Origin of the sequence: Lachnospira multipara ATCC 19207 (assembly GCF_000424105.1) — a bacterium.
Classification (GTDB): Bacteria; Bacillota; Clostridia; order Lachnospirales; family Lachnospiraceae; genus Lachnospira; species Lachnospira multipara.
On sequence record NZ_AUJG01000011.1, the window covers coordinates 45471 to 70019 of the forward strand.

Sequence of the window (24549 nt, forward strand, 5' to 3'; positions counted from 1 at the left end):
TGAAAGGTAAGTATATGAAAGGTAGGCAGAGAATGTTTATTATTGATGCAATGTCTCGTACACCAGTATATGAACAATTAATTGAGCAAGTAGAGACAATGGTACTTACAGGAGTAATGAAATCTGGGGACAAGATGCCTTCTGTAAGAAGTTTGTCTGGGGAATTAAGCATCAATCCGAATACAATCCAAAAAGCTTATGCCGAACTTGATAGAAAGGGCTTGATAGCTTCGGTACCTGGAAAGGGTTCTTTTATATCTGAGAATGCAATGGACATCATAGGAAACGACAAGAGGGAGCAGGCGGCAGATCTTAAAGATTTAATTGGTGAGATGAAGTTGGCAGGAGTAACTAAGCAAGAGATTATGAAGATAATCGAGGAGGTGTATGGATGATTGAATTAAAATCTGTATCTAAGAAATTTGATCATTTTCAGGCTTTAGATAAAATTGGCAGTAGTATTAGTGATTCAAGTATATATGGAATGGTTGGTTCTAATGGGGCAGGTAAATCTACATTATTAAGAATTTTAGCAGGTATATATGAAGTAGACGAAGGGGAAGTACTTTACGATGGTCAGGCTATTTATAATAATCCTGAAGTAAAGAAAGATGTTGTACTTGTGGGAGATGAATTATACTTTTTCCCTGGTGCAGATTTAAAGCGAATGGCTAAGTTCTATGCTTCTGTATATGATAATTTTGATAAAGACTTATTTAATGAGTTAATAATAGATTTTAAATTGGATATTAATAAAAATTTAGGACATTATTCTAAGGGTATGAGAAGACAGGCAGCTATTGTCCTTGCCCTTTCTACAGGTGCAAATTATTTATTATTTGATGAGACTTTTGATGGTCTTGATCCAGTAGTTAGAAAGTTTGTTAAGAAGAAAATATGTGAAATAGTTGCAGATAAAAAAGCAACTGTAATTATTACTTCTCATTCGCTTAGGGAACTTGAAGATATATGTGATCATTTGGTTTTATTACATAAAGGCAGCTTAGTGGTTGATAGTGATATTATTGAATTAAAGACGCATAAATTTAAGGTTCAGATTGCCTTTAGGGAAGAATTTAATAGAGATAAATTCAGTGACTTTGATATAGTAAGTTATTCGCAAAGAGGTTCAGTTGCCAATATTATTATTAATGGTGAAAAGGAAATCGTAGTAAATAGGTTAAAAGGCTTAAATCCAGTTTTACTTGATGTATTACCTTTAACTTTAGAAGAAATATTCATATATGAGATGGAAAAACTTGGATACGATTTTTTGGAGGCGACATATGAATAATAAACGCATTTTTAGTTTTAATCTATTTAAACAGACTTTTAGTCAGTTGAAATCTGTGGGAATAATTGGAATAATAGGTGTATTATTTATATCTTTCACTATTGTTTTTGATCTTGTTCAAGAAAGAATGAAATATAGTTTAGGACAGATACATGCAGAGTATGAATATTCAAAGGCTATTGTTACAGGCCTTGACGAGAATGGATTTTTAATAGTAATAATCCCACTATTGGTTATCGCTTTTAGTCTTATAGTGTGGCATTTCCTAAATCAAAGAGTCTCATCAGACTTTTATCATTCACTACCATATACTAGACTTGCACTTTACTTAAGTCGATTTATGGCAGTAGTGGCATGGCTGTTTTTAATATTATTACTTAATATGATAATTCAGCTTATTAGTTTTTTGTTATATAAGGATTATTTAATAGTAGATTATAGTGGAATGCTTTTGATGCATTTGTCCTTGTTTATATATGGCTTTCAAGCACTTTGTGCTTTTGCATTAGCTTGCGCTTTAACAGGAAATATAATTAGTAACGTATTAACAGCTAGCATAATAGTTTTTTTACCAAGATTTATTTCTACTATAGTTTTTAGTTTTATTAATACTCAAACAATACTTAGAGTTGACGAGGTTCCAGGTCTATTTAATAACATTTATAATTTTGATGTTGCTTTTGTGTTTAGATTTGTAGGAATTAACCACTTAGAAAGTTTCTCGGATATTATTTCTAATCCTGGAACATATATTTATAGTATTATACTAAGTTTTGTTTATTTACTTCTTGGTGCTTATGCATTTAATAAAAGAAAGAGTGAATACGCTGGAAAGGGCGCTATTAGTAGAGTCTTAAGATTTATAATTAGAACAGCTATAGTAGTTGCCTTAAATGTTTATAGTATTGCGAGATTTATTAATGAAGATCGTAGTATTGAGAGCTTTTGGGAAATTGTTGCCACCTTCCTTGTTACTATTGTGATTCTTGGAATTTATGAATTTATTGCTTCAAAGAGAGTGGCAAGCATCATTAAGGCGATTCCAAGTTTAATTGTAGGTATTGTGGTTACAGTTGGAATTTCTTTATGCATTAACATGACTGTAAAGAATATCAATAATTACACACCAACAACTGATAATGTGAAAAATGTTAGCATTTCCATTATAGGCAACAATTATAGATGTGAAGCCACAGAATACACAGGCGTAATTACGGGAAAGTATAAGATAACAGATGAAGAAGTTATTGATACTTTAATTGATGCCTATAAGAGAACTAAAAAGAAAGCTATAAAGTCTGATATAAGAGATTTTAATATTACAGATGACGGATATACAGCAGTTGAAGTACAGTTTAATAGCTCAATTATTAAGAATAAGAGAATTGTATGGTTAAGTAATTCTGATATTGAGAAGATTGCTTCTAAGCTATCAGATTACGAGGATTATCAGAAGGCTTTTGATAAATATCCAGATGTGAATGAGGCAAGTTTTGAATACGATGCGGTAATTGATAAACTTACAAGTTCTGAGATTAAAAATGTATATCAGATTGCAGTGGAAGAACTAAACGAATTAGATTTTAAAGATGTATATATGGCAAGAGTAAAGGGCTCAAGTACTAACATTCGAGCTTATTTTTCAAAAAATGGTAAGAAGTATAAGGTTATAATTCCTATTACTCAGGAATATACTCCAAAGGCACTAGCTTTAGTTATGAATTACTGCAACGAAGACTTATATGAGCAGGAAGAAATTAGAACCGGACTTGCAGACATTTTAGAAACTTATGTATTAAACTCAGATACTAACAGTCTTTATGATGAATATTATATATCTGATACAAGTAGTTATTATGACATTTATTTTACTGATTATAAATTTCCAGCAAATGAAGATATGGAATCAGAGGTTTTATATCTAGATGATTTAGAGGAAAATGATGGCGAATTCCTAAAGGCTATCATTGACGCTTTGCGAAATGGAAATGAAATTACTAATGTAGATTCAGATGATGAATTTATTGGGCTTAATATAACTCATATGGTTTATGATTCTGAATATGAGTATTACTATTGCGATGAAGAATATTATTTCTATGTACGAATAGACTAGAGCGATTTTTTCGCACAATATTTGCTAAATCTTATAACCCGCATAAAAAGGCACCCCATTATAGTCCAAATCCTAGGGCTGTAATGGGGTGTTCTATTTAACTCAGTCAGAGAAATAGCTAGTATTTTGCCAGACTCTCTAATTTGTCCCAATTTCTTAAGTTTTTAATAAGTAGTGGAGTTTCAGCTAGTAACATGCCAATCCATCCAACTAAGTAGCCATAAGGGAAAGAAACAATTCCTGCTTTTACTATAAATACCAGGATACTCGCTGCAATTACTCTAACAAACATATTTACAAAACTACTAATTAGTGTAACCTTTAAATCGCCCATACCTCTAAAGAATCCTTGAACTCCATTAGTCATGGCAGGAAGTAAATAACAAAAGGCAATTACGTGAAGGTATGAAACACCTTCTTTTATAACAAAAGTATCTTTTGTAAATAGCATCATAAGTGGATTTGCTAGGAAGTAACATACAAGTAAGATAAATACTCCATAGAAAAGTTCTAATTTCATACCATCAAGGAAGCCGGATTTTACTCGCTTGAAGTTTTTAGCTCCTCTATTTTGCGCCATAAAACTTGTCATGGCATGACCAATATTTTGCTCAGGAGTATAGGCAAAATCATCGATTCTATTAACAATAGTAAAGGCAGCAGAAACTGCAATACCCATAGAATTGGCAATAGCCTGAATTACAATCTTACCCATCTGAACTGTGGCCTGCTGCATAGCAGAAGCCCATCCGTAACTAACTGTCTTAGCAAGTAGTGTCTTATCAAAGACAAACCAGGAAAGTCCAAGGTTTAGAATAGGAACTTTCCTTTTTATGTAAATAAGACAGAAAACTACGCTAAGAAATTCGCTTAAAACCGTAGCAATAGCACATCCGTTGCTACCCATTTTAAAGATAATAACAAAAATCAAATCTCCAAGGATGTTAATAATAGCACTAGCAATTAGGAAGTAGAGCGGAGTCGTGCTATCGCCCAAAGCCCTTAGAGTACTTGATAGGAAGTTATAGCCATAAGTAAAAATTAGACCTAGGAAAACGATTCGCATATAGCTAATACCCATAGTTAGGGCAGACTTATGAATCTGTAACAATCTTAGAATTAGAGGCGCATTTATAATACACACTAAGCTAATAAAAATTGAAAAAATGAGACCTGCAAGCATTGTGGTACTTATCTGTCTTTTTAAAGTTTTATAATCCTTAGCACCAAACTGAACGCCCATTAGGATACCAGCACCCATGCAAAGTCCGTTTAGGAGATTGATCATAAGTGTAGTGATAGGGTTTGCAGTACCCACTGCCACAAGGGCTTCTGGTCCTACAAAACGACCAACAATAATGCTATCCATGGCATTATAGGTCAATTGGAAAATGTTACCAATAATTAGGGGGATAGTAAAATTAATTAGCTGAGGCATAATTTTACCCTTAGTTAAGTCTTTAGTCATTCTTCTTAATAAACAGTTTCTTTTATTTTTTAGAAAATGCTTATCTTTCTCCTTTCTGAAAAAATATATAAAATAATCAAATTTGTAAATCTGATATTTCCTAGAAAAAATGTCATAAACAATTATACAGATTTTTTTGGAAAAATAAAATATTAAGAAAGCTAGTAAAATTCCATTACTATTATTTTTAATAGTAGCTTGCAATCTTAATAGTGTAGTGTTATAATCCAATAAACTACAGTAAAGATTGTGCTCGATTTATTATTGTAGAGAAGATAAATAAAGAGTTTATGAGGATTAACGAGGTGCGTATGAAAGAAGATAAGAAGAATAGTATTTATTGTCCAATAGAATACGGATTACAGGTTTTCGGAGGAAAGTGGAAGGCTAGAGTAATATGTGTTTTAAATGATAAGGGAACCCTTCGTTATAACCAATTAAGAGAAGATATGCCAGAAATTACAGATGGAATGCTTGCATCTACTTTGAAGGAATTAATGCAAGAGAATATTGTTGAGAGAAAGCAATATGGAGAGATTCCGCCAAGAGTTGAGTATTCATTAACACCAAAGGGTGAATCAACTATTCCGATTCTAGACATCATTAGAAAGTGGTCTATGGAACAATTTAAGATAGAAGCTAAAGGCAATTTAGCAGCAGCACAGAAAAGACTTGAAGAAGCTGTTAAGGCTGACAGAACAGGTTGCCTTGTAAATGCGGGTATTAAAGCAAATAAATAAATGCCAATTAAGGAGGAAGTATAATGGCTAACAAGATATTAGAAGTAAAAGATGTAAAGGCTAGAGTTGAAGATAATGAGATTTTACATGGCTTAAACCTAACTATAAATGAAGGTGAAACTCATGTAATTATGGGACCTAACGGAGCTGGTAAGTCAACTCTTGGAAATGTTTTAATGGGTAATCCAAAGTATGAGAAAATTTCAGGTCAGATTTTCTTTAATGGTGAGGATATTACAGAAGCAGGAACAGATGAGATTGCAAAAAAAGGTATGTTTTTATCTTTCCAGAATCCAATTGAGGTTCCTGGTATTACACTTTCAAACTTTATTAGAAATGCTTACCAGAATAGAAATGGTGGAAGAATTAGATTATGGGATTTTAGAAAAGACTTGGAAAATTCAATGAAGTTATTATCTATGGACCCTTCTTATGCTAATAGAGATTTAAATGTAGGATTTTCTGGTGGTGAGAAAAAGAAGGCTGAGATTTTACAGCTTCTTATGCTAAAGCCAAATCTAGCAATTCTTGATGAAACAGATTCAGGCCTTGATGTAGATGCTGTAAAGACTGTATCTGAAGGTATTAAGGCTTATAAAGAGAAGGTAGGCGGAGCTTTAATTATTATCACTCATAGTACAAGAATTCTTGAATCTCTTGATGTGGATTACACACATATCCTAGTGGATGGAAAGATTGTTAAATCAGGAGATGCTACATTAGTGGATGAAATTAACAGAGAAGGTTTTGAAAAGTATATAACAAAGTAAGCCTTGAATAACTAGAAAGGTAGGAAGCAATGAAGGAAAAGACATATGTTGAAGATATAGATAGAAGCCTTTATGATTTTAGAAATGAAGATAAAGATGCATTTAGATTAGAAGGCGGCCTATCAGAAGAAATAGTTCGTCAGATTTCTAAAGAGAAGAATGATACAGATTGGATGTTAGATTTAAGACTTAAGTCTCTTAAGATTTTTAATGAGACACCTTTTCCACAGTGGGGTCCAGCAATTGATGGCCTTAATATGGATAACATAGTTACTTACGTTCGCCCTAAAGATAATAAAATGACGGCGGATTGGAAGGACGTTCCAACAGAGATTAAAGATACATTTGAAAAATTAGGAATACCACAAGCAGAAAGAGAATCTCTTGCAGGGGTTGGTGCCCAGTATGATTCAGAGCTTGTTTACCATAATATAAAAAAGGAAGTTGCCGAGGCAGGTGTTATCTATACAGACCTAGAGTCGGCAATACATGGAGAGTATGGAGATATGATTAGAGAGCATTTTATGAAGCTCGTACCTCCAACAGACCACAAGTTTGCAGCTCTTCACGGAGCGGTTTGGTCAGGCGGTTCCTTTGTTTATGTTCCTAAGGGGGTTAAGGTAGAAATCCCACTTCAGTCTTACTTTAGACTAAATGCTCCAGGAGCAGGTCAGTTTGAGCATACTTTAATTATTGTAGATGAAGGTGCCGACCTTCACTTTATAGAAGGTTGTTCAGCTCCAAAGTATAACGTGGCTAATTTACATGCAGGTTGTGTTGAACTTTTTGTTGGTAAAAATGCAAAGCTTCGTTATTCTACAATTGAGAACTGGTCAAAGAATATGTATAACTTAAATACTAAGAGAGCTTTAGTTGAAGATGGCGGAACAATTCAGTGGATATCTGGTTCATTTGGTTCTCATGTATCTTACCTTTATCCAACTTCTGTTCTTCAGGGAGATGGTGCTCGTTCTGAATTTACAGGCGTAACATTTTCTGGCGCAGGACAGGACCTAGATACAGGTTGTAAGGTAATTCACAATGGTCCTAATACCACAAGTTATGTTAATACAAGATCAATATCAAAGTCAGGCGGTGGCAATACATTTAGAAGCTCTGTAAATATTAATCCTAAGGCAAAGAATTCAAAGTCATCAATTAGCTGTGCGTCTTTAATGCTTGATAGCGAATCCCGTTCAGATACAATTCCAGCAATGGACATTAGAACAAAGGATGCGGATGTAGGACATGAAGCTAAGATTGGTAGCATCAGTGATGAAACAGTATTTTATCTTATGTCACGTGGTTTATCTGAAGAAGATGCAAGAGCCTTAATCGTAAGCGGCTTCGCAGATAATGTTTCAAAAGAGTTACCACTAGAATATGCCATAGAAATGAACAACCTCATCCGCTTAGAGATGAAAGGTACTATAGGATAAGGAGGGGACACATGTATATAAATCATTTGCCAGCTGAAACCTGGAATCATCTTAAAATGAATGGTAGTGAAATAGAAGTAGCAGATAAGCTATCAAACGCTATCTTTACTGTGACTAGAGCCAATAACATAAATTGTGAACTTGGCCAGATAAAAGGCCTCAATATAGATGCAAGAGACAATAATGCAATGAGAATTGCTGCTAAGAATGGCGTCAATGTAACTGGTGTTGGCCCTGATATGGACAATCTTCTTAGCACTAATAATATAAGTCTTAATCAGTATGAAATAAATGAAAATTCTGGAGATACTTTAGTATTGTCCTTTAAGTTAGTGGATGGAGCAAATTGGGCCTCAGCCTTTGAAATAACTGTTAAGAAGGGCTGTAAAGCTAAGGTAATTGAAGAATTTGAAAGCGAAGAGAATGCAAATGCATTTCTTGCAGTTCAGACAAAATTTGTTTTAGAAGAAGGTGCAAGCCTAGAATTTATCCAGCTTCAAAGACTTGGGGCAGGAGTAACTTTTGTTAATGACATAGGAACTATGCAGGCTGCAAATTCAGTAGTGAATTTACAGGAAGTAATATTAAAGACTGCAAAAACTTACTTAGGTTCAAGAGCAAATCTTGTAGGAGATGCTTCAGAGTTTCATGCAGAGGTGGGCTACTTAGTTGATAATAAGGACAGACTTGATATGAATTTTGTAGCTTTCCAGACAGGAAGAAAAACTGATAGTACTCTTAATGTTAAGGGTATTTTAAGAGATGAAGCTTTTAAGATTTTTAGAGGAACCATTGATTTTATAAAGGGTTGTGTGGCATCTAAAGGTCAGGAACTAGAAGATGTTTTACTTCTAGATGATGGAGTTATTAATCAGACAATTCCACTTATTCTTTGTGATGAGGAAGACGTGGAGGGAGATCATGGTGCAACCATTGGTCAGTTAGATGAAGAGGAATTATTCTATCTAAAGTCTAGAGGTATAAAAGAAGAAGATATTTATGAAATGCTTGCAAAGGCTAGATTAGATTCAGTTGTTGCAAAGATTTCAGATGAAGAAATAAAAACAAAGTGGCTATCTTTTATAAAGTAATTAACTAGTTAAAGGGAGGAGTGTTAGAGTATGAGCTATACATTAGAAGAATTAAGAAATATTGGTGCAGATTTAAGAAAAGATTTTCCTATTATTAATGATAGTGCTTCCTATCTTGATAATTCAGCAACATCACAGAAACCAAGACAGGTAATTGAGGCAGTTACAAATTATTATGAAGAGTCAAATGCAAATCCTCTACGTGGATTATATGATCTATCTGTTAAGGCTACAGATGCCTATGAGGATGCTAGAGAAGCAGTAAGAAAATTTATCAATGCCGGAAAGATTTCCGAAATTGTTTTTACAAGAAATGCTACAGAGAGTTTGAATTTAATAGCTAATTCCTATGGCAAGGCCTTCTTAAAAGAGGGAGATGAAATCCTTGTTTCTATTATGGAACATCACTCTAACATGCTTCCTTGGCAGGAAGTAGCTAAGGCTACAGGCGCTAAGATTAAATATCTTGATATTGATGAAAATGGTGCAATAACAGTTGATGTGTTATCAAAAGCCATTAGTAAAAACACTAAATTAGTTGCTATTACTCAGGTTTCTAATGTACTTGGTATAAAAAATGATATTAAGGCTTTGGCAAAGTTAGCCCATGAAAACGGAGCAATCTTTGTCTGTGATGGAGCTCAGTCTGTACCTCATATGAAGGTAGATGTTAAGGAACTTGATGTTGATTTCTTAGCATTTTCAGGACATAAAATGTTAGCCCCAATGGGAATTGGTGTTCTTTATGGAAAAGAAGAGTTATTAGAGAAAATGCCACCATTCCTTTATGGTGGTGAGATGATTGAATATGTAACACTTGAGGGCGCTACATATGCAGAACTTCCACATAAGTTTGAAGCAGGAACTGTTAATGCCAGTGGTGCAGTAGGTTTACATGCAGCTATTGATTACATTAATAAGGTTGGATTTGACTATATTGAGGAAAGAGAGAATCAATTGACAGCTTATGCCTTTGAGAAAATGAAAGCTATTCCTCATGTAAACATAGTGGGTTCACAAAATCCAGCCGATCATCATGGCATTTTAACATTTACAATTGATGGCTGCCATCCACATGATGTATCAGAAATCATGAATTCTCTAGATGTAATGGTAAGAGCAGGACATCATTGCGCTCAGCCACTTACTAAGTATTTAGGCTTAAATTCAACAACAAGAGCAAGTCTTGGATTTTATAATAATGAAAAGGATATCGATAGATTTATTGATGCCCTATCACAGATTAGAGGTAAATTAGGTTATGGAGAATAATAGAAGTTTTTATAATGAAATATTAACAGAACACAATGTAAATCCCTATCATAAGCATGAAATTGAGAATCCAGATTTTGAGCTTAGGGGAGTTAATCCTTCCTGTGGAGATGAGATTACCCTAAAATTAAAGCTTTCAGGAGACAAAATCGTTGATGCAGGCTTTGTAGGAGATGGTTGTGCTATTTCTCAGGCTAGCGCAGATATGATGATTGATTTAGTGTTAGGTAAGACCAAAGAGGAAGCCTTAAACTATGCTAACATTTTCTTAAAAATGATTAAGGGCGAGGCAAGCCCTGAGGAAATAGAAAGCCTTGAAGAGGCAGGCGTATTACAGGATATTTCCCATATGCCAGCTAGAGTAAAGTGTGCGGTTCTTTCTTGGCATACATTAGAGGAATTGTTTGACGTAGAGTAAGTAATCGCCTACTTTAGCGCAGAGTTAGCAATCCTTTTTACGCAGAATAAAAATTATATAATTGGTTTACAAACCATCGTTTAGACGATATAATATATTTAGAGTATATACATCGTTTTAGCGATGGTTTTTTCGTGATTAAAATTTAATAAGAGGGTGTTTTATGAAACTATACCATGGTGCCGAACGAATTATAAAGAAGCCTATATGGGGAGAAGGCTTTATTTTTAATGATTTTGGTCAGGGCTTTTATTGTTCGCAGGAGCTTGAAGTTACAAAAGAATGGGCCTGCCAAAATAAGACTAATGGCTTTGTTAGTGAGTTTGATATTAATCTTAAGGGTGAGGGCATTAATTTTCTTGATTTAAATTCCGGTGAGTATAACATTTTTAATTGGATGGCAATCGTTCTTGAAAACAGGCAGTTTAGGATTAACGGCGAGGATGCAATTAGCGCTAGAAAGTACATTTTAGATAACTTCTATGTAGATTATTGGAAATGTGACATAGTAAGGGGTTATAGAGCGGATGATTCTTACTTTGCCATCACTAATGCTTTTCTTAATAATGATATTTCCCTTGATAATTTTTATAAGTCTATGAATTTGGGTAAAAATGGAATTCAGTATTTACTTAGAACTAAGAAAGCCTATGATTTATTAGAATTTAGTAAGGCTAGCTTTGCAAGTAAGGAGATTTATTATCCTAAAAAGATTGCAAGGGATATGAAGTTTAGACAGGAGTTTACTAAGTCTATTAATAGTGAGGAGCAGGAGGTTAAGCTTTATATTAATGACATAGTGGAAAAGAGGTGGAAATCCAATGATGCATGCCTACAACGATACATACTTGGATGATGCTATGTGTAATTTAGGGGATATGTTTGATTACGTTATATATGATTTAGGAATGGATGGAGACGAGTTCTTAATTAGCTTTATTGAGACAGGGGTTGCTAGTCAGTTTGAAATTGGAAATCCTAAATACGTAACGGGGATGTCTGGAGTTGAATTAGTAGATAGTGTTTTATTAAAGCAAGGAAAGGATATACAAGCAATTAAGCCAAGAAATAAGAATTTTGATGAAGCAGAATATTGGTGTGGTTGGGCTCTTGCTTATTTTCAATGGAAAACTTCTCTAAGATTTGTTGACATTTACAATCGAGGGCTTACAATAGAGAGGATATTGTCCTTGTACGACGGACTCCATGACGAAGATGTAGAAGAATTCGTAAAAGAAGCAGAGAAGATAATCAATAAAAAGAGAAAAGATAAAACAACAAATCTTGCCAAAATTAGAAAGGCAAGAGGGATGTCCCAAAGGCAATTATCTAATGAATCTGAGGTTACTTATAGAATGATTCAGCTTTATGAACAACGTCAAAATGATATAAATAAAGCAAGTGTGGCTACTATTTTAAATTTAGCTAAGGCTCTTGCTTGTGATGTTGAAGATATATTAGAAAGATAATGCGTAAGCTTATAAGAGGTTTTGGTTATGGCATATATATGGGAACAGATTGTAAAGTGTGCACTTGATTTAGGAGAAAGCTTGTATGTGGCAGGTGGAGAGGTAAGTAGAGTCGAATCAACTGTTAGTCGTATTTGTTATGCTTACGGAGCTAAGAAGGTAGATATTCTTGGAATTACTTCGTGCTTAATTGTTACAGTTCAAACAGATGATGATAGAGTGGTTACTCAGACTAGAAGAGTGCCAGGACAAGATTATAATATGCATAAATTGTCCCAGTTAAATAATCTATCAAGATGTGTTTGCAGTAGTTATGTAAGTTTAGAGGATTTTCGAGAAAGACTAGATAAAATAAATGAGAAGGCAGATGTATCTCTTTTAAAGCTAGCTATGTCCTGGGCTTTAGTGTCTGGCTTTTTTTGTATTTTCTTTGGTGGAAATATAGTAGAAGCCATATATTCAGGCATTTTAGGTGCAATATTAAGAGTGGTATATAGTTATCTTTTAAGTTTAAGTCTAAATAATTACTATGCAATTCTTATATGTAGCTTTGCCGGTGGTTTGGCAGCCGATATACCAATATCAATAGGTGTACCACTAAATGCAGCGGCTATAAGTATGGGAAATATCATGCCCTTTGTACCTGGACTCGCATTTACAAACTCTATCAGAGATATGTTTTCCGGGGAGACAATTACAGGTCTTTTAAGAAGTGTAGAATCTATTATTCTATGTCTTGGTATTGCTTTTGGATTTGCACTATGTACTACAAGTTCAGAGGTTAGAAGTGATGTAAATATGTGGGTTACAATTATTTCTGCCCTTGGTGGAACTTTTGGCATTACCATTTGGTTTAATCTTGATTATAAGCATATTTTAGCTGGTACTATAGGAGGAGCCTTTGCTTGGGCGGTGGCCATTATTTTACAAAACTTTGGAGTGATGGAATTTCTTTCATATATAATTGCTTCCGCTGTAATTACAATTGTGGCAGAATTTTTGGCAAGAGTTTATAAATGTCCAGTTACAGTATTTTTAGTACCTGGAATCGTACCAATGGTGCCAGGAGGTCTATTATATAGAACTCTAAGAAAGGCTGTATCTGGAGACTGGTCAGGTTTTTCCGCATTTGGTCTAAGAACAATTCTTATATCTTTTGGAATTGCCGCAGGTGTAATAATTGTCACTGCCATAGCAGATGTTATTACTAAGAGATTGGATGAAAAAGGTCTCACAAAAAGATTTATTTTAAAAAGAGATCGTTAGACACAATATGTTGATTTTGCATTCTGATAAAATCGTTAACACCTTCTAAATCTTGATTTGAGTCAAAGTTTAGAAGGTGTTGTTTTTATTATATACAAGTTTTTTGGGGAAATTTGTTGTATAATAAATGTACAACAATCGTGGGAATTAAATAAAACTAATTGGGGTAGCATGGGGAGGTGGCTTACATCCAATAGAATGGGGGTATTATGAATTCAGCGGAAGAATTACTGGATTATAACAGCCGTATATTGGAAGTAGTAAACTACTTTAAGCGAAAGGTCAAAGAAATAGGTGCAGATACATCTGATGACAACCTCGACGATATTTTGCTAAATCTTTCAGATGAATCTGGTTTAAGTGAATTAATGATTGATCACTTAGACGAGATTTTAGATTCTTGCTCAGATAAGAAGATCGCCTTTTTTAACAGATTTGCCAATGTGATTATTGGCCTTGAAGAAGTTTCAGAACGTAAAATCAAAGCGGCATTATATAAGTTAAAGTCAGATGAGACAGGTGTAATTAATCTTAATTCCTGTCTAACTAAGGAAGAAATAAGAAATATTAACTTGTATGGCGCATGTGTTGAGTTAAAAGAAGCTGTTAGGAATATTAAGAGGGCAAGAGTTTTAAAGACTATTTATTTTATTGCTACATTTATCCTTGTAATGACATGGGGATATGTGATAAATAGGGAAATAAACAACGTGTTTGGCCTTGAGATTGCAACGGTTGCCTGGGCATTACTTGCCCCTATGATGGAACCTCACTATAGTAAGAAGAAGTCCTTTTTAGCCTTCTTTGAATTAGTGAATCTAACAAGAATGATTATGCTTGTAGCATCTAGTGTAATGATTGTATCAATGAATTATCTTATGTATGGATCAATTTCCTGCGGATTATTTTCATTGCTTTTAATCTATATTTTATTTGTGGCCTACATGCATGATTTTAGAAAAAGTAATTAGATATAAATGAATATAAAAATGAATATAATTATAAGGGAACGACATCAGGTTTTGCTATTTTGTCGTTCCTTTTTTACCCCTAAAAAGTTATTGTGAAATTTGACTATAGCAGGTACTATTTTTAACACGATGCTTTATATATTCGAAGTTTATTAACACGAAAAATTAGGCTTAAACAGGCATAAATAAAGGATTTCTTCCTCATTACGAAGGTACTAATTTCAAAATGTGACTAGTACTAGAGTACTAAATTTTAATTGACATTCTCATAGAGTAGGTGTAATATAAACTTACATTAAAGACGGGCTAAAATTTAATATAATAGGGATGGGAGAGTAAAGAGATGTTAAAGAAGAAGTTTGGAAGGAAACTTTCAATTGCATTAGCAAGCTCGATTGTTGTAATTGCTGGAGGAATTGCTGTTTTTGCCAGTGTAAATCCTAATTTTTTTCAATCAAATGCTAATCAGGATTTAGCAGCTAATGTAGAGGATGTGATTGAAACGGAAAGCTATACAGAAACAACTGTAGAAGAGGTTACTGAAGAAATTACAACTCAGGAGCTTGAAACTGAGAGCTATGTAGAAGAAACAGCAACAGTAGCTGCTGTGACAGAAGAGGCAACTACACAGCCAACAGAGGCCCTTACAGAAGAGACGACAAGTGAGGTGCTTTCAGGAGACGCTGCGTATGCTGCACAAGCTAAGGTGAATGCATCAACTTATAGTTCATATATCAATGAAGTTTATAGTTTAATTAATGATCTTAGAGCGAGCCAAGGACTTGGGGCTGTAAGCTTAGATCAGACTATTACCTTAGCAGCTTGTCATAGAGCCTATGAGAATGCTGTTAATAACTTCTTTGTTGTGGATTCCACAACAGGACATCACATGAGGCCGAATGGCAGTAAAGCATCAACGATTGCATCATATTATGGTTTAGCAGGATCGTTTGGTGAAGTGATGGGAAGATACCAAACAAGTCCTAGTGGAATTGTTGATGGATGGATAGGATCTCCATCTCATTATAATGTTTTAGTTTCCTCTAAATACACCAGAGTGGGTGTTGGAGTAGCCCAGGATAGTGAAGGTAATTACTATTGGGTGGCTATATTTATGAATTAATTTTTTGACAATTTAATATGACCCGATATTAAGTTCATAGTGAAGCCCTACGGTTCCCCAAGGTCTAAATGGCCTGTTTAGAGCTTTATGAAAGCTAATTAAAGGGTTTCATTGAATAATGAAGACGTGTCACGAGTGGCAAGCCTGGGTGCGGACGAAGTTTATCCGCATGGCAGAAACCCCACCCTGACACGTCTTTTACTTGACACTATTTTTGTTTTCGTGGAAAATATTAATACATTTGCAAAGGGAGGAAGAAGATGAAGAAGTATAAGAATATCGTATTTGATATAGGTAATGTATTAATGGGTTATAGATGGCAGGAGATGCTAACAGATGATTACGGTCTTGATAAGGAAAGAGTAGAAGAGTTTGGACCAAGAATTTTTACAGATAAGTTATGGCTTGAGTTTGATAGAGGGGTTATGACTTATGAGGAGATTGTTGATACTTATAAGAAGAAATATCCTAAGGATGCTGATATTTTAGACTGGTTCTTTACTAATGCTCATCTTATGAGAGTTAAAAGAGAAGATGTATGGGAGCTTGTAAGACAGTTAAAGTCTAAGGGCTATGGCATTTACATTTTATCAAACTATTCAAAGGACCTTCTTGATTCTCATGCAAAGGACGCTAGCTTTTGGAACTATGTAGATGGCAAGATGGTTTCTTATATGGTGCATGAATTAAAGCCGGATTTAGCTATTTATCAGGCGCTTTTTAATAAATACGAATTAGATCCAAGCACATGTCTTTTCCTTGATGATAGAAAGGAAAATGTTGAGGGCTCTATTAAGGCTGGCATGGATAGCGTGGTTATTGAATCTAAGGAACAGCTAGTGGATTTACTAGAAGAGTTAATTGCTTGCTAAAAAATCTAAAACAAAAGTGTGACTTTATAGGCATTATACCTAGAAATATAGGTATAATGCCTTTTTTATAGGTTTAAGGGACTATTGAAGAAATTTTAATAATTGAATATTATAAAGATGTTGGTCAAAGGGGGTCTGCAAATTGACTAACGTAATTAATGTTTAGATACTTAGGAGGTATTATGGCAAAATTTATGAGACTTAAGCCTAGGTCTAGGGGGACCAAAAAGCTAGCATCTTTATTTATGGCTAGTTTAACAGTGACAAGCATGCTTTTTGGCGGATTGCTTGGAACAGTAGCAAATACTACAAAAACAGAGGCTGCCACAAGCAGCGCAGTAACGGTTGAATACTTAAACAGGGGTGTAACGGCATTCAACACAGGTTCAGGTATGATTGTAAGCTGGCGTATGCTAGCAAGTGACTCTTCAAACACAGTATTTAAATTGTATAGAGACAATTCTCTCATATATACAAGTAACGCAGGGGATGCAACCTGCTATATTGATAAGAATGGAAATGTTAACTCAAACTACAGAGTAGATACTTATGTAAATAACGTAAAAAAATCCACTGATTCATCAGTGGTAAAATCAGATAAGTCCTACTTAGAGTTAAAGCTTGATAAGCCAGGCTCTGGCTATACTCCAAATGACGCATCTGTTGGGGATGTTGATGGAGATGGAACTTATGAAATATTTTTAAAATGGGATCCATCTAATTCAAAGGATAACTCTCAGTCAGGAAAGACAGACAATGTCTACATCGATTGCTATAAGCTAGATGGCACAAGACTTTGGAGAGTTGATTTAGGTAAAAATATTAGAGCCGGCGCTCATTATACTCAGTTTTTAGTAGCTGATTTTGATGGGGATGGCAAGGCAGAAATGACTTGTAAGACAGCCGATGGCACAAAGGATGGCAAGGGCAATGTAATTGGAAATGCCAGCGTGGATTATAGAAATTCAAATGGCTATATTTTATCAGGACCTGAATATTACTCACTATTTGATGGTCAGACAGGTGCTGTTTTAGATACTGTAAATTACACACCAGCTAGAGGAACAGTAAAGAGCTGGGGTGATTCTTATGGTAATAGAGTAGATAGATTTCTTGGTGCAGTTATGTATATTGACTCAGATCATCCTACTGCAGTAACTTGTAGAGGCTATTACACAAGAATGACAGCAACAGCCTATGATGTAGTTAATAAGAAATTAAAGGTGCGTTGGACATTTGATACAAATGATTCTGCAAATTCATATGCAGCAGGTAATGGTAATCATAACTGCATGCCGGCAGATGTAGATGGTGATGGCAAACAGGAACTTATCTTTGGAGGACTTTGTCTTGATGATGATGGAAGTATTAAGTGGTGCACAAAACTTGGTCATGGCGATGCCCTTCATGTAGGAGATTTCCTTCCAAATAGAGCAGGACTTGAAGTTTGGACTTGTCATGAGGAAAAACCATATGGTGTATCTTTACTTGATGCCAATACAGGCAAGAAGATTTTTCACTATGATGCCAGCGCAGATACAGGAAGAGCTCTAGCAGGTAATATATATGCAGGTAATTATGGAGCAGAATTTTTCTCAACAGCCTCATCCAATGTTTATAATTCATCTGGAACAAGTATTGCAACAAATCGTCCTTCAGTTAATTTCCTTTGTTACTGGGATGGAGATTTGGAAGATGAATTACTAGATGGTACTAAGATTACTAAATATATTAGTAGCTCTAAGATTAGTACTTTATTTTCAAGTAGTGAAATAGCTTCTAATAACTCAACTAAGGCAACTCCTTGTCTTTGTGCAGATATATTTGGCGACTGGAGAGAAGAAGTTATTTGGCAGACAGCAGATGGTAGTGCAATTAGAATTTACGAAACACCATATGATACAGATTATAGAATTACAACTTTAATGCAGGATCCACAGTATAGAAATCAGGTAGCTGGACAAAATGTTGGTTATAATCAGCCTGCGCATACAAGCTTCTACTTAGGCTCTGATGCAAGTCTTCCTACTTGGCCAAATGTAACTGTAAGAGCTAAGGCAGGCTCAAGTAGTTCAAGTTCTTCTTCTGTATCAGCTTCAGCAATAGACCAGTCAAAGACTTATATGATTCAAAATGTAAACTCTGGTCTTTATTTAGAAGTTCAAAACGGAACTGCTGCAGCTGGTGCAAATGTTGACCAGTGGGGTGCTTATGGCGCTGGAAATTATAACACATGGAGAGTGAAGTATGGCGGAAACGGCTATTACTATATTTACAGCTGTTTAGGTGATGGAAATACGTACCTACTTGATGTGGCTTATAATAATGCTGCAAATGGTACTAATATCCAGATTTATACAGATACCGGCAGTGATGCTCAGCTATTTAAATTCTCAAAAAATTCAGACGGAAGTTATAAGATTTATACAAAAGCTTCTGCAGACAAGTCAGTTATTGAAATTGTTAATGGTTCAACTGCTTCTGGTGCAAATGTACAGGAGTATTCGATGAATGGCTATAATTGTCAGGATTGGCGTTTAATTGAAGTTTCTAACTAATGACTTTAAAAAGATGTTGTACAGGTTTATAATTTTTTGATTGCTATGATTTCTAATCTGCGATAATATATCTTGTATAGGTCTAACCTAGAACCAAGTTTAGGCCATATAAAGGTAAAGTTATTGACGGGAGGCTAAAATGGAAAATTATAGTATTAATACAAATTGTGTTCAAGCAGGTTATACACCAGCTAACGGAGAACCAAGACAAATTCCAATTATACAATCAACAACATTTAAGTATGATACAAGTGAGGATATGGGTAAGCTCTTTGACTTAGAGGCTGAAGGCTATTTTTATACAAGATTACAGAATCCAACTAATGATCATGTAGCAGCTAAGATTGCAGCTCTTGAAGGTGGTAGTGCAGCAATGCTTACATCTTCAGGTCAGGCTGCAAACTTCTTTGCTTTATTTAATATTTGCGAATGTGGAAGTCATATTGTAGCATCATCATCAATTTATGGTGGTACATTTAATTTAATCGCAGTTACAATGAAGAAGATGGGTATTGATGTAACATTTGTAGAACCAACAGCAACTGAAGAAGAGTTAAATGCAGCTTTTAAGGATAATACAAGAGCTGTATTTGGTGAAACAATTGCTAATCCAGCCCTTACAGTGCTTGATATAGAAAAATTTGCAAAGGTAGCTCATGAGCACGGTGTACCACTTATTGTAGATAATACATTCCCTACACCTATTAATTGCAGACCAATCGAGTGGGGAGCAGATATTGTAACACATTCTACAACTAAGTATATGGATGGACATGGAGCAGCTGTAGGTGGTTGTATCGTTGATTCAGGTAAGTTTGATTGGATGGCTCATGCAGATAAGTTCCCAGGACTTTGCACACCAGATGATTCTTACCATGGAATTACTTATGCTGAGAAGTTTGGCAAGGAAGGTGCATTTATTACTAAGGCTACAGCACAGCTTATGAGAGATTTCGGTTCAATTCAGTCTCCTCAGAATGCTTTTATTTTAAACCTTGGTCTTGAATCACTTCATGTAAGAATGCCAAGACATGTTGAAAATGGACAGGCAGTTGCTGAATTCTTAGAGGCTCATCCTAAGGTAACTAAGGTAAATTACTCAGGTCTTAAGTCAGATAAGTATTATGATTTAGCACAGAAGTATCTTCCAAACGGTGGTTGTGGCGTAGTTTCTTTCGAACTTGCAGGCGGCAGAGATGCAGCACAGAAGTTTATGAAGAACTTAAAGCTTGCAGCTATTGAAACTCATGTAGCAGATGCTAGAACATGCTGTTTAAACCCAGCTACATCAACACATCGTCAGATGACAGATGAACAGCTTAAGGCTGCAGGTATTCCAGCAGGTTTAGTTAGAATGTCATGTGGTCTTGAAGATAAGAAGGACTTAATTGCAGACTTAGCTCAGGCACTTGATCAGATCTAATTGTTTTTAGAAATAAATAAAAAATAAACTCTGTTTATATAAACTTGTGCAAAATTAAATTGTGCATTATAATCTAATAACAAATGAGAAATCCTACCTCAATTTTTGGGGTAGGTTTTTTGTATAAAAAGTGTTTAAATGAAAAGGAAAAGTTATGAAAAAGAATCTAAAAACAATGATTAGCTACTATAGCAAATATAAAGTGGTCTTTTGGTTAGATTTATTCTTTGCTGCTTTATCAGCAGCAATCGTTTTAATAATTCCACTTATTGTGCGCTATGTAACTTCAAGTCTAATTTATGAAAGTCCTGACTTTATTATATCTAAAGGAAAATGGATTGCTCTAGGGCTTATCTTTATGATTATAGTAGATTTTGGCTGTAAATTTTATATTTCAAACATCGGCCATGTCATGGGAACAAGAATTGAATATGATATGAGAGCAGAGATTTTTGATCATTTGCAAAAGCTTTCTTTTAGCTTTTATGATAATCAAAAGGTAGGTGCTTTAATGTCTAGAATCACTAATGACTTATTTGATATTACTGAATTAATGCACCATGGTCCAGAAAATATTATTCTATCTGTAATTAAGATTGTAGGTGCTATTGTAATTTTAGTATCTATCAATTATAAGCTAGCTATTGTCTCAATTGTAGTCCTTCCCTTTATGTTTGCATTTTCATATGTATTAAATAAGAAGATGAGAGGGGCCTTTAAGAATAACCGTGCAAAGATTGCCGAAATAAACGGTCAGATTGAAGATAATCTATCAGGAATTAGAGTGGTTAAATCTTTTGCCAATGAAGAAATTGAGAATAGGAAGTTTAAGGTTGGAAACCTAAATTTCCTTAATGCTAAGAAAAATAGTTATTTCTATATGGGAGTTTTCCAAGCAGGAGTTGGTACTTTTACAACAATTGTACAGGTTCTTGTAATTGTAACCGGAGTTTTCCTTATTGCTAATAATAGCGTAACTGCCACTGATTTAGTGACGTTCATGCTTTATATTAGTGTTCTTACAGAGCCTATTAATACACTTATTAATTTTACAGAGCAGTTCCAAAATGGTTATACAGGTTTTGAAAGATTCAGAGAAATCATGGATATTGTCCCTGATATTACTGATAAGAAGGGGGCTAAGCCGCTTGTAGTTAAAAAAGGCGAGATAGAGTTTAAGGATGTTTCATTTAAATATGAAGATGCCACAGAAGAGGTTTTATCAAAGGTGGATTTAACGGTGCCAGCAGGTGCTTATTATGCTCTAGTAGGTTCTTCTGGTGCAGGTAAAACAACCCTCTGCTCACTTATTCCTAGATTTTATGATGTAACTTCTGGATCTATTAAGATTGATGGCGAAGATGTAAGAGATGTAACGCTAAAGAGCCTTAGAAGTAATATTGGCATTGTCCAGCAGGATGTTTATCTCTTTTCAGGTACGATTTATGAAAATATTCTCTATGGCCGCCCAGATGCCACAAGAGAGGAGGTCATTGCAGCCGCTAAGAATGCCAACGCTCATGACTTTATTATGTCTATGCCAGATGGTTATGAAACAGACATCGGACAACGTGGTGTTAAGCTATCCGGTGGACAAAAGCAGAGATTATCAATTGCTAGAGTTTTCTTAAAGAACCCTGCAATTCTTATTTTTGATGAGGCAACATCAGCCCTTGATAATGAGTCAGAGAAGGTGGTTCAAGATAGCCTTGAAAGTTTGGCAACTAACAGAACAACTATTGTAATTGCACATAGACTCTCAACTATTAGAAATGCTCAGAAGATATTAGTTTTAACAGATAATGGTATTGAAGAAGAGGGCAGCCATAAGGAGCTTATGGAGAAAAATGGTATTTATCGTGGGCTTTATGATATGCAATTTAACTCAGTCGGAGGTACAAGCTCCGACTGAGTTAAACGCTCCGCGAGGATGCGCACGGATTCGGACAGGAATTTGTCTGCTGAAGCAGACCCGAATCCGGCGCGCAAGACTCGCGAGCGAGTCTTGACAAATTAAAAATTGTATTATTGATTAATAAGAACACAGTGGCACGTTGTGTCACTGCGTTCTTTAAAAAGGAACGAATATAATTTAATTTGGTAAAAGATATTTTTTTATTATTACTGATTTATGAAGGCTTCCTTTGCAAATTTTAAATCTGTTTGATTACTTTCTTTATATTCTTGGTTTTCTAGTGATTCGTTTCTAGCAATCATTGTATTGTAGATTTCATGACTTTGAGTTTTAGAAATGATTTCTGGGAATACCTCAGCCACACCATAGAATTCGTCCTCAGTACAAGTCTTTAGAAAATCTATAGTTTCATCAATGTTGTTAGTAAGAATGTTAGTGAAAATATTCCAGCATTCTTCAAGAGCATAATCATCATTAATATCTAATTTGTTTCTTCTCTCTATTGTTTCTTTTAGTTTTGTTATATTCATTTATTTTTCCTCCTTAAAATACTTGTTTGATTTGAATCAGGGAATATGGTTGATATTTTTTTGTCGTTTTTCATTACACCAACTCTGACTCCTTTGTAAACACCCCATACTATACCATTAGAATATGTTTTTATTATATTATATTTTATCCCATATTTTTCAAGTTCTTTTATCCCAGTTTCACCATGACCGCCGCTTTGTAATCTAAGTCTTGGATTTTTACCAAATGCTTTTCTGTATGTACCCTCATTTGAATGAATAACAGCATAATCATTTGCATAATTGTTAGCACCATTTGTCCGTATATATCGACCGCATTTTGTTGTACCCATATTTTTAATAATCTCCTTTCTTTTTTCTAGTAATCCAATCGTCATACTGTACAAATTTTGTATCGTTAGAATATTCTTGAAAAATGGAATCTGGCATTCTGCCATAGACAAGAACAATTTTAGGTTCTAACTCTTGTAGCATTGCGTCTAATCCAGATTTAAAATAGTATTTGTCTTGTGAAGTCCTAATGCACCCATATGTACCAATAGATACAATACTGTGTTTAGGAGCACCTAAAAAAGCAATTTTTTCAGGCAGTTCACATTTTGTGAAAGTTCTTTCATCACCCCAACGAATATTAGGGATGACATATATGCCTTTTGATTGAAAATAAGCACCAATAGCTCTATTAAAATAGGAATTTGCAATTTGTAAACACAGAGGCATATCTATATATAATGAACTATCAGGTGTGATAAATGCACTATAGTGAGACAATTCTTCATACATAGACTCTGGATTATAAATAAGTTCAGCAAAATGATAATCGTGTTCATATTCGCAAATGGCGGTATCGAATGTATTAGCATATTTTCTCTTGCTTAAAGGTGTAAGACTTTTGGGGATAATGATTTCTTGTGGGGGCTTGATTATTGGTATTTCTAATATGCCATCAAAGAATGCCCTTTCAACTAGCTCAGGATGAAAACCATCATCAATAATGTTGTATTTTCTCTTTGACATATTTTTCAACTCCTTTGTAATGAATTTTTATAATATAATTTTCTCATTTATTTTTTTGTAAAAAAGTTCTTTCTTTAGGCAAGTGATATTAATCAGATGATGTATTTGTATAAATAAAAGATGGTTTTACAAAGGTTTATATATGTTATACGAAAGATAAATACATTAACCTTTCGATAAAATATGTTATACTTATGTAGAAGGAGGTAGGATATATGAATTATGAAGAACATATAGGCGAAAATATAAAAAGTGTAAGATTAGCTCAAGGATTATCACAGCAAGCTGTGGCTGATTCATGTGGATTTTCAAATACAATCCTAAGTCAATATGAAAATGGGAAAAAGATACCTAATTTGGTTACAACTGCTAAGATAGCTAAAGCACTAAATGTAAGTATTGATCGATTGTATTATGGCGATGAGAATAATGCGTTTATTACAATGCAGTCAGATGATGGTAGAAAAATTGTGAATTCTATATACCTTTTATGGTCAAAAGGAGTTATTAATTATAATGAAAATTATAATTCTAGCTATGAGGCTATGATGTTGTCATCGTACGGAATTGATGACCAGATTAATAAAAACGGATTATATCTTGAAATAAAGAAACATCAAGAACCGATAAAAAGATTAATAAAACAATTAAATGAGTTTAAAGAAAGAAAAGATACTTATAAGACACCAGATAAATTTTTAGAAATGATACTCGATTCAGTTGCATCTGAAATTAATAAGGAAATTCAGAATTATAAAAATATGAGTAAAAAAGATAGATTTTTATACGGGAGATAA

At 34.4% G+C, this 24549-nt stretch carries 23 protein-coding genes; 19 read left to right on the forward strand and 4 right to left on the reverse strand.

Going from position 1 to position 24549, the window contains the following annotated elements; translation table 11 throughout:
- Positions 1-14 precede the first annotated feature (14 nt).
- From G600_RS0109115 to G600_RS0109125, 3 genes are read left to right on the forward strand one after another with little or no spacing between them, the layout of a single operon-like run.
- Complete coding sequence (locus G600_RS0109115) at positions 15-395, forward strand: GntR family transcriptional regulator (RefSeq protein ID WP_242826375.1); 381 nt, start codon at positions 15-17, stop codon at positions 393-395.
- The gene (locus G600_RS0109120; protein WP_027431666.1) at positions 392-1294 is read left to right on the forward strand and encodes an ATP-binding cassette domain-containing protein; all 903 of its coding nucleotides are present in this window, start codon (positions 392-394) and stop codon (positions 1292-1294) included. The genes G600_RS0109115 and G600_RS0109120 overlap by 4 nt, the downstream gene beginning before the upstream one ends.
- Entirely contained in the window at positions 1287-3410 is a 2124-nt protein-coding gene (locus tag G600_RS0109125; protein ID WP_027431667.1) for an ABC transporter permease, read from the forward strand. Before G600_RS0109120 ends, G600_RS0109125 begins: the two co-directional genes overlap by 8 nt.
- Before the next feature lie 118 nt (positions 3411-3528).
- Here the strand turns inward: G600_RS0109125 and G600_RS0109130 are convergent, their stop codons facing one another.
- Positions 3529-4878 carry an MATE family efflux transporter gene (locus G600_RS0109130; protein WP_027431668.1) on the reverse strand — a complete coding sequence of 450 codons (1350 nt, stop codon included), beginning with the start codon at positions 4876-4878 and terminating at the stop codon, positions 3529-3531.
- 311 nt (positions 4879-5189) lie between these two features.
- On the opposite strand from G600_RS0109130, the gene G600_RS14245 reads away from it, so the two are divergent.
- The 15 genes from G600_RS14245 (at position 5190) to G600_RS0109205 (ending at position 22202) form a co-directional block, all read left to right on the forward strand.
- Positions 5190-5618: a winged helix-turn-helix transcriptional regulator gene (locus G600_RS14245; RefSeq protein WP_081669460.1), complete on the forward strand. Its 429-nt coding sequence runs from the start codon at positions 5190-5192 to the stop codon at positions 5616-5618.
- 23 nt (positions 5619-5641) lie between these two features.
- Positions 5642-6388 (forward strand): Fe-S cluster assembly ATPase SufC, encoded by a 747-nt coding sequence (gene sufC, locus G600_RS0109140; protein WP_027431669.1) that lies wholly within the window; start codon positions 5642-5644, stop codon positions 6386-6388.
- 29 nt (positions 6389-6417) lie between these two features.
- Entirely contained in the window at positions 6418-7827 is a 1410-nt protein-coding gene (sufB, locus tag G600_RS0109145; protein ID WP_027431670.1) for a Fe-S cluster assembly protein SufB, read from the forward strand.
- Positions 7828-7838: 11 nt separating this feature from the next.
- Positions 7839-8918, forward strand: a complete 1080-nt coding sequence (locus tag G600_RS14250) for a SufB/SufD family protein (protein ID WP_051195455.1) — start codon at positions 7839-7841, stop codon at positions 8916-8918.
- A gap of 30 nt (positions 8919-8948) precedes the next feature.
- Complete coding sequence (locus G600_RS0109155) at positions 8949-10190, forward strand: aminotransferase class V-fold PLP-dependent enzyme (RefSeq protein ID WP_051195456.1); 1242 nt, start codon at positions 8949-8951, stop codon at positions 10188-10190.
- Positions 10180-10608, forward strand: coding sequence for a Fe-S cluster assembly sulfur transfer protein SufU (gene sufU, locus G600_RS0109160; RefSeq protein ID WP_027431672.1), 429 nt, complete (start codon positions 10180-10182; stop codon positions 10606-10608). Before G600_RS0109155 ends, sufU begins: the two co-directional genes overlap by 11 nt.
- Positions 10609-10771: 163 nt before the next feature.
- Positions 10772-11464 (forward strand): DUF3990 domain-containing protein, encoded by a 693-nt coding sequence (locus G600_RS0109165; RefSeq protein WP_034246097.1) that lies wholly within the window; start codon positions 10772-10774, stop codon positions 11462-11464.
- On the forward strand, positions 11430-12077 hold the full coding sequence (locus tag G600_RS0109170) for a helix-turn-helix domain-containing protein (RefSeq protein ID WP_027431674.1): 648 nt from the start codon (positions 11430-11432) through the stop codon (positions 12075-12077). The genes G600_RS0109165 and G600_RS0109170 overlap by 35 nt, the downstream gene beginning before the upstream one ends.
- Positions 12078-12104: 27 nt before the next feature.
- On the forward strand, positions 12105-13343 hold the full coding sequence (locus G600_RS14255; protein WP_034246099.1) for a threonine/serine exporter family protein: 1239 nt from the start codon (positions 12105-12107) through the stop codon (positions 13341-13343).
- Positions 13344-13552: 209 nt separating this feature from the next.
- Positions 13553-14314, forward strand: a complete 762-nt coding sequence (locus G600_RS0109180; RefSeq protein ID WP_027431675.1) for a hypothetical protein — start codon at positions 13553-13555, stop codon at positions 14312-14314.
- Between the two features lie 343 nt (positions 14315-14657).
- Positions 14658-15437: a CAP domain-containing protein gene (locus tag G600_RS0109185; protein WP_027431676.1), complete on the forward strand. Its 780-nt coding sequence runs from the start codon at positions 14658-14660 to the stop codon at positions 15435-15437.
- 260 nt (positions 15438-15697) lie between these two features.
- Positions 15698-16309: an HAD family hydrolase gene (locus G600_RS0109190; RefSeq protein ID WP_027431677.1), complete on the forward strand. Its 612-nt coding sequence runs from the start codon at positions 15698-15700 to the stop codon at positions 16307-16309.
- A gap of 182 nt (positions 16310-16491) precedes the next feature.
- The gene (locus tag G600_RS14260; protein WP_051195457.1) at positions 16492-18867 is read left to right on the forward strand and encodes a rhamnogalacturonan lyase family protein; all 2376 of its coding nucleotides are present in this window, start codon (positions 16492-16494) and stop codon (positions 18865-18867) included.
- Positions 18868-19006: 139 nt separating this feature from the next.
- On the forward strand, positions 19007-20290 hold the full coding sequence (locus G600_RS0109200; RefSeq protein WP_027431678.1) for an O-acetylhomoserine aminocarboxypropyltransferase/cysteine synthase family protein: 1284 nt from the start codon (positions 19007-19009) through the stop codon (positions 20288-20290).
- A 154-nt stretch (positions 20291-20444) separates the two neighbouring features.
- Positions 20445-22202 carry an ABC transporter ATP-binding protein gene (locus G600_RS0109205; RefSeq protein WP_027431679.1) on the forward strand — a complete coding sequence of 586 codons (1758 nt, stop codon included), beginning with the start codon at positions 20445-20447 and terminating at the stop codon, positions 22200-22202.
- Between the two features lie 209 nt (positions 22203-22411).
- On the opposite strand, the gene G600_RS15110 is transcribed toward G600_RS0109205, so the two are convergent.
- From G600_RS15110 to G600_RS0109220, 3 genes are read right to left on the reverse strand one after another with little or no spacing between them, the layout of a single operon-like run.
- On the reverse strand, positions 22412-22735 hold the full coding sequence (locus G600_RS15110; protein ID WP_051195458.1) for a hypothetical protein: 324 nt from the start codon (positions 22733-22735) through the stop codon (positions 22412-22414).
- The gene (locus G600_RS0109215; protein WP_027431680.1) at positions 22732-23067 is read right to left on the reverse strand and encodes a hypothetical protein; all 336 of its coding nucleotides are present in this window, start codon (positions 23065-23067) and stop codon (positions 22732-22734) included. The genes G600_RS15110 and G600_RS0109215 overlap by 4 nt, the downstream gene beginning before the upstream one ends.
- 4 nt (positions 23068-23071) lie before the next feature.
- On the reverse strand, positions 23072-23752 hold the full coding sequence (locus G600_RS0109220) for a DUF4417 domain-containing protein (RefSeq protein WP_027431681.1): 681 nt from the start codon (positions 23750-23752) through the stop codon (positions 23072-23074).
- A gap of 215 nt (positions 23753-23967) precedes the next feature.
- Between G600_RS0109220 and G600_RS15115 the strand changes: the two genes are divergently transcribed.
- A complete protein-coding gene (locus G600_RS15115; RefSeq protein ID WP_051195459.1) occupies positions 23968-24549 on the forward strand; it encodes a helix-turn-helix domain-containing protein in 582 nt (193 codons plus the stop codon).

Coding starts and splice junctions, on each gene's coding strand:
- G600_RS0109115 (WP_242826375.1), top strand. CDS start 15: ATGAAAGGTAGGCAGAGAATGTTTATTATTGATGCAATGTCTCGTACA.
- G600_RS0109120 (WP_027431666.1), top strand. CDS start 392: ATGATTGAATTAAAATCTGTATCTAAGAAATTTGATCATTTTCAGGCT.
- G600_RS0109125 (WP_027431667.1), top strand. CDS start 1,287: ATGAATAATAAACGCATTTTTAGTTTTAATCTATTTAAACAGACTTTT.
- G600_RS0109130 (WP_027431668.1), bottom strand. CDS start 4,878: ATGACTAAAGACTTAACTAAGGGTAAAATTATGCCTCAGCTAATTAAT.
- G600_RS14245 (WP_081669460.1), top strand. CDS start 5,190: ATGAAAGAAGATAAGAAGAATAGTATTTATTGTCCAATAGAATACGGA.
- sufC (WP_027431669.1), top strand. CDS start 5,642: ATGGCTAACAAGATATTAGAAGTAAAAGATGTAAAGGCTAGAGTTGAA.
- sufB (WP_027431670.1), top strand. CDS start 6,418: ATGAAGGAAAAGACATATGTTGAAGATATAGATAGAAGCCTTTATGAT.
- G600_RS14250 (WP_051195455.1), top strand. CDS start 7,839: ATGTATATAAATCATTTGCCAGCTGAAACCTGGAATCATCTTAAAATG.
- G600_RS0109155 (WP_051195456.1), top strand. CDS start 8,949: ATGAGCTATACATTAGAAGAATTAAGAAATATTGGTGCAGATTTAAGA.
- sufU (WP_027431672.1), top strand. CDS start 10,180: ATGGAGAATAATAGAAGTTTTTATAATGAAATATTAACAGAACACAAT.
- G600_RS0109165 (WP_034246097.1), top strand. CDS start 10,772: ATGAAACTATACCATGGTGCCGAACGAATTATAAAGAAGCCTATATGG.
- G600_RS0109170 (WP_027431674.1), top strand. CDS start 11,430: ATGATGCATGCCTACAACGATACATACTTGGATGATGCTATGTGTAAT.
- G600_RS14255 (WP_034246099.1), top strand. CDS start 12,105: ATGGCATATATATGGGAACAGATTGTAAAGTGTGCACTTGATTTAGGA.
- G600_RS0109180 (WP_027431675.1), top strand. CDS start 13,553: ATGAATTCAGCGGAAGAATTACTGGATTATAACAGCCGTATATTGGAA.
- G600_RS0109185 (WP_027431676.1), top strand. CDS start 14,658: ATGTTAAAGAAGAAGTTTGGAAGGAAACTTTCAATTGCATTAGCAAGC.
- G600_RS0109190 (WP_027431677.1), top strand. CDS start 15,698: ATGAAGAAGTATAAGAATATCGTATTTGATATAGGTAATGTATTAATG.
- G600_RS14260 (WP_051195457.1), top strand. CDS start 16,492: ATGGCAAAATTTATGAGACTTAAGCCTAGGTCTAGGGGGACCAAAAAG.
- G600_RS0109200 (WP_027431678.1), top strand. CDS start 19,007: ATGGAAAATTATAGTATTAATACAAATTGTGTTCAAGCAGGTTATACA.
- G600_RS0109205 (WP_027431679.1), top strand. CDS start 20,445: ATGAAAAAGAATCTAAAAACAATGATTAGCTACTATAGCAAATATAAA.
- G600_RS15110 (WP_051195458.1), bottom strand. CDS start 22,735: ATGAATATAACAAAACTAAAAGAAACAATAGAGAGAAGAAACAAATTA.
- G600_RS0109215 (WP_027431680.1), bottom strand. CDS start 23,067: ATGGGTACAACAAAATGCGGTCGATATATACGGACAAATGGTGCTAAC.
- G600_RS0109220 (WP_027431681.1), bottom strand. CDS start 23,752: ATGTCAAAGAGAAAATACAACATTATTGATGATGGTTTTCATCCTGAG.
- G600_RS15115 (WP_051195459.1), top strand. CDS start 23,968: ATGAATTATGAAGAACATATAGGCGAAAATATAAAAAGTGTAAGATTA.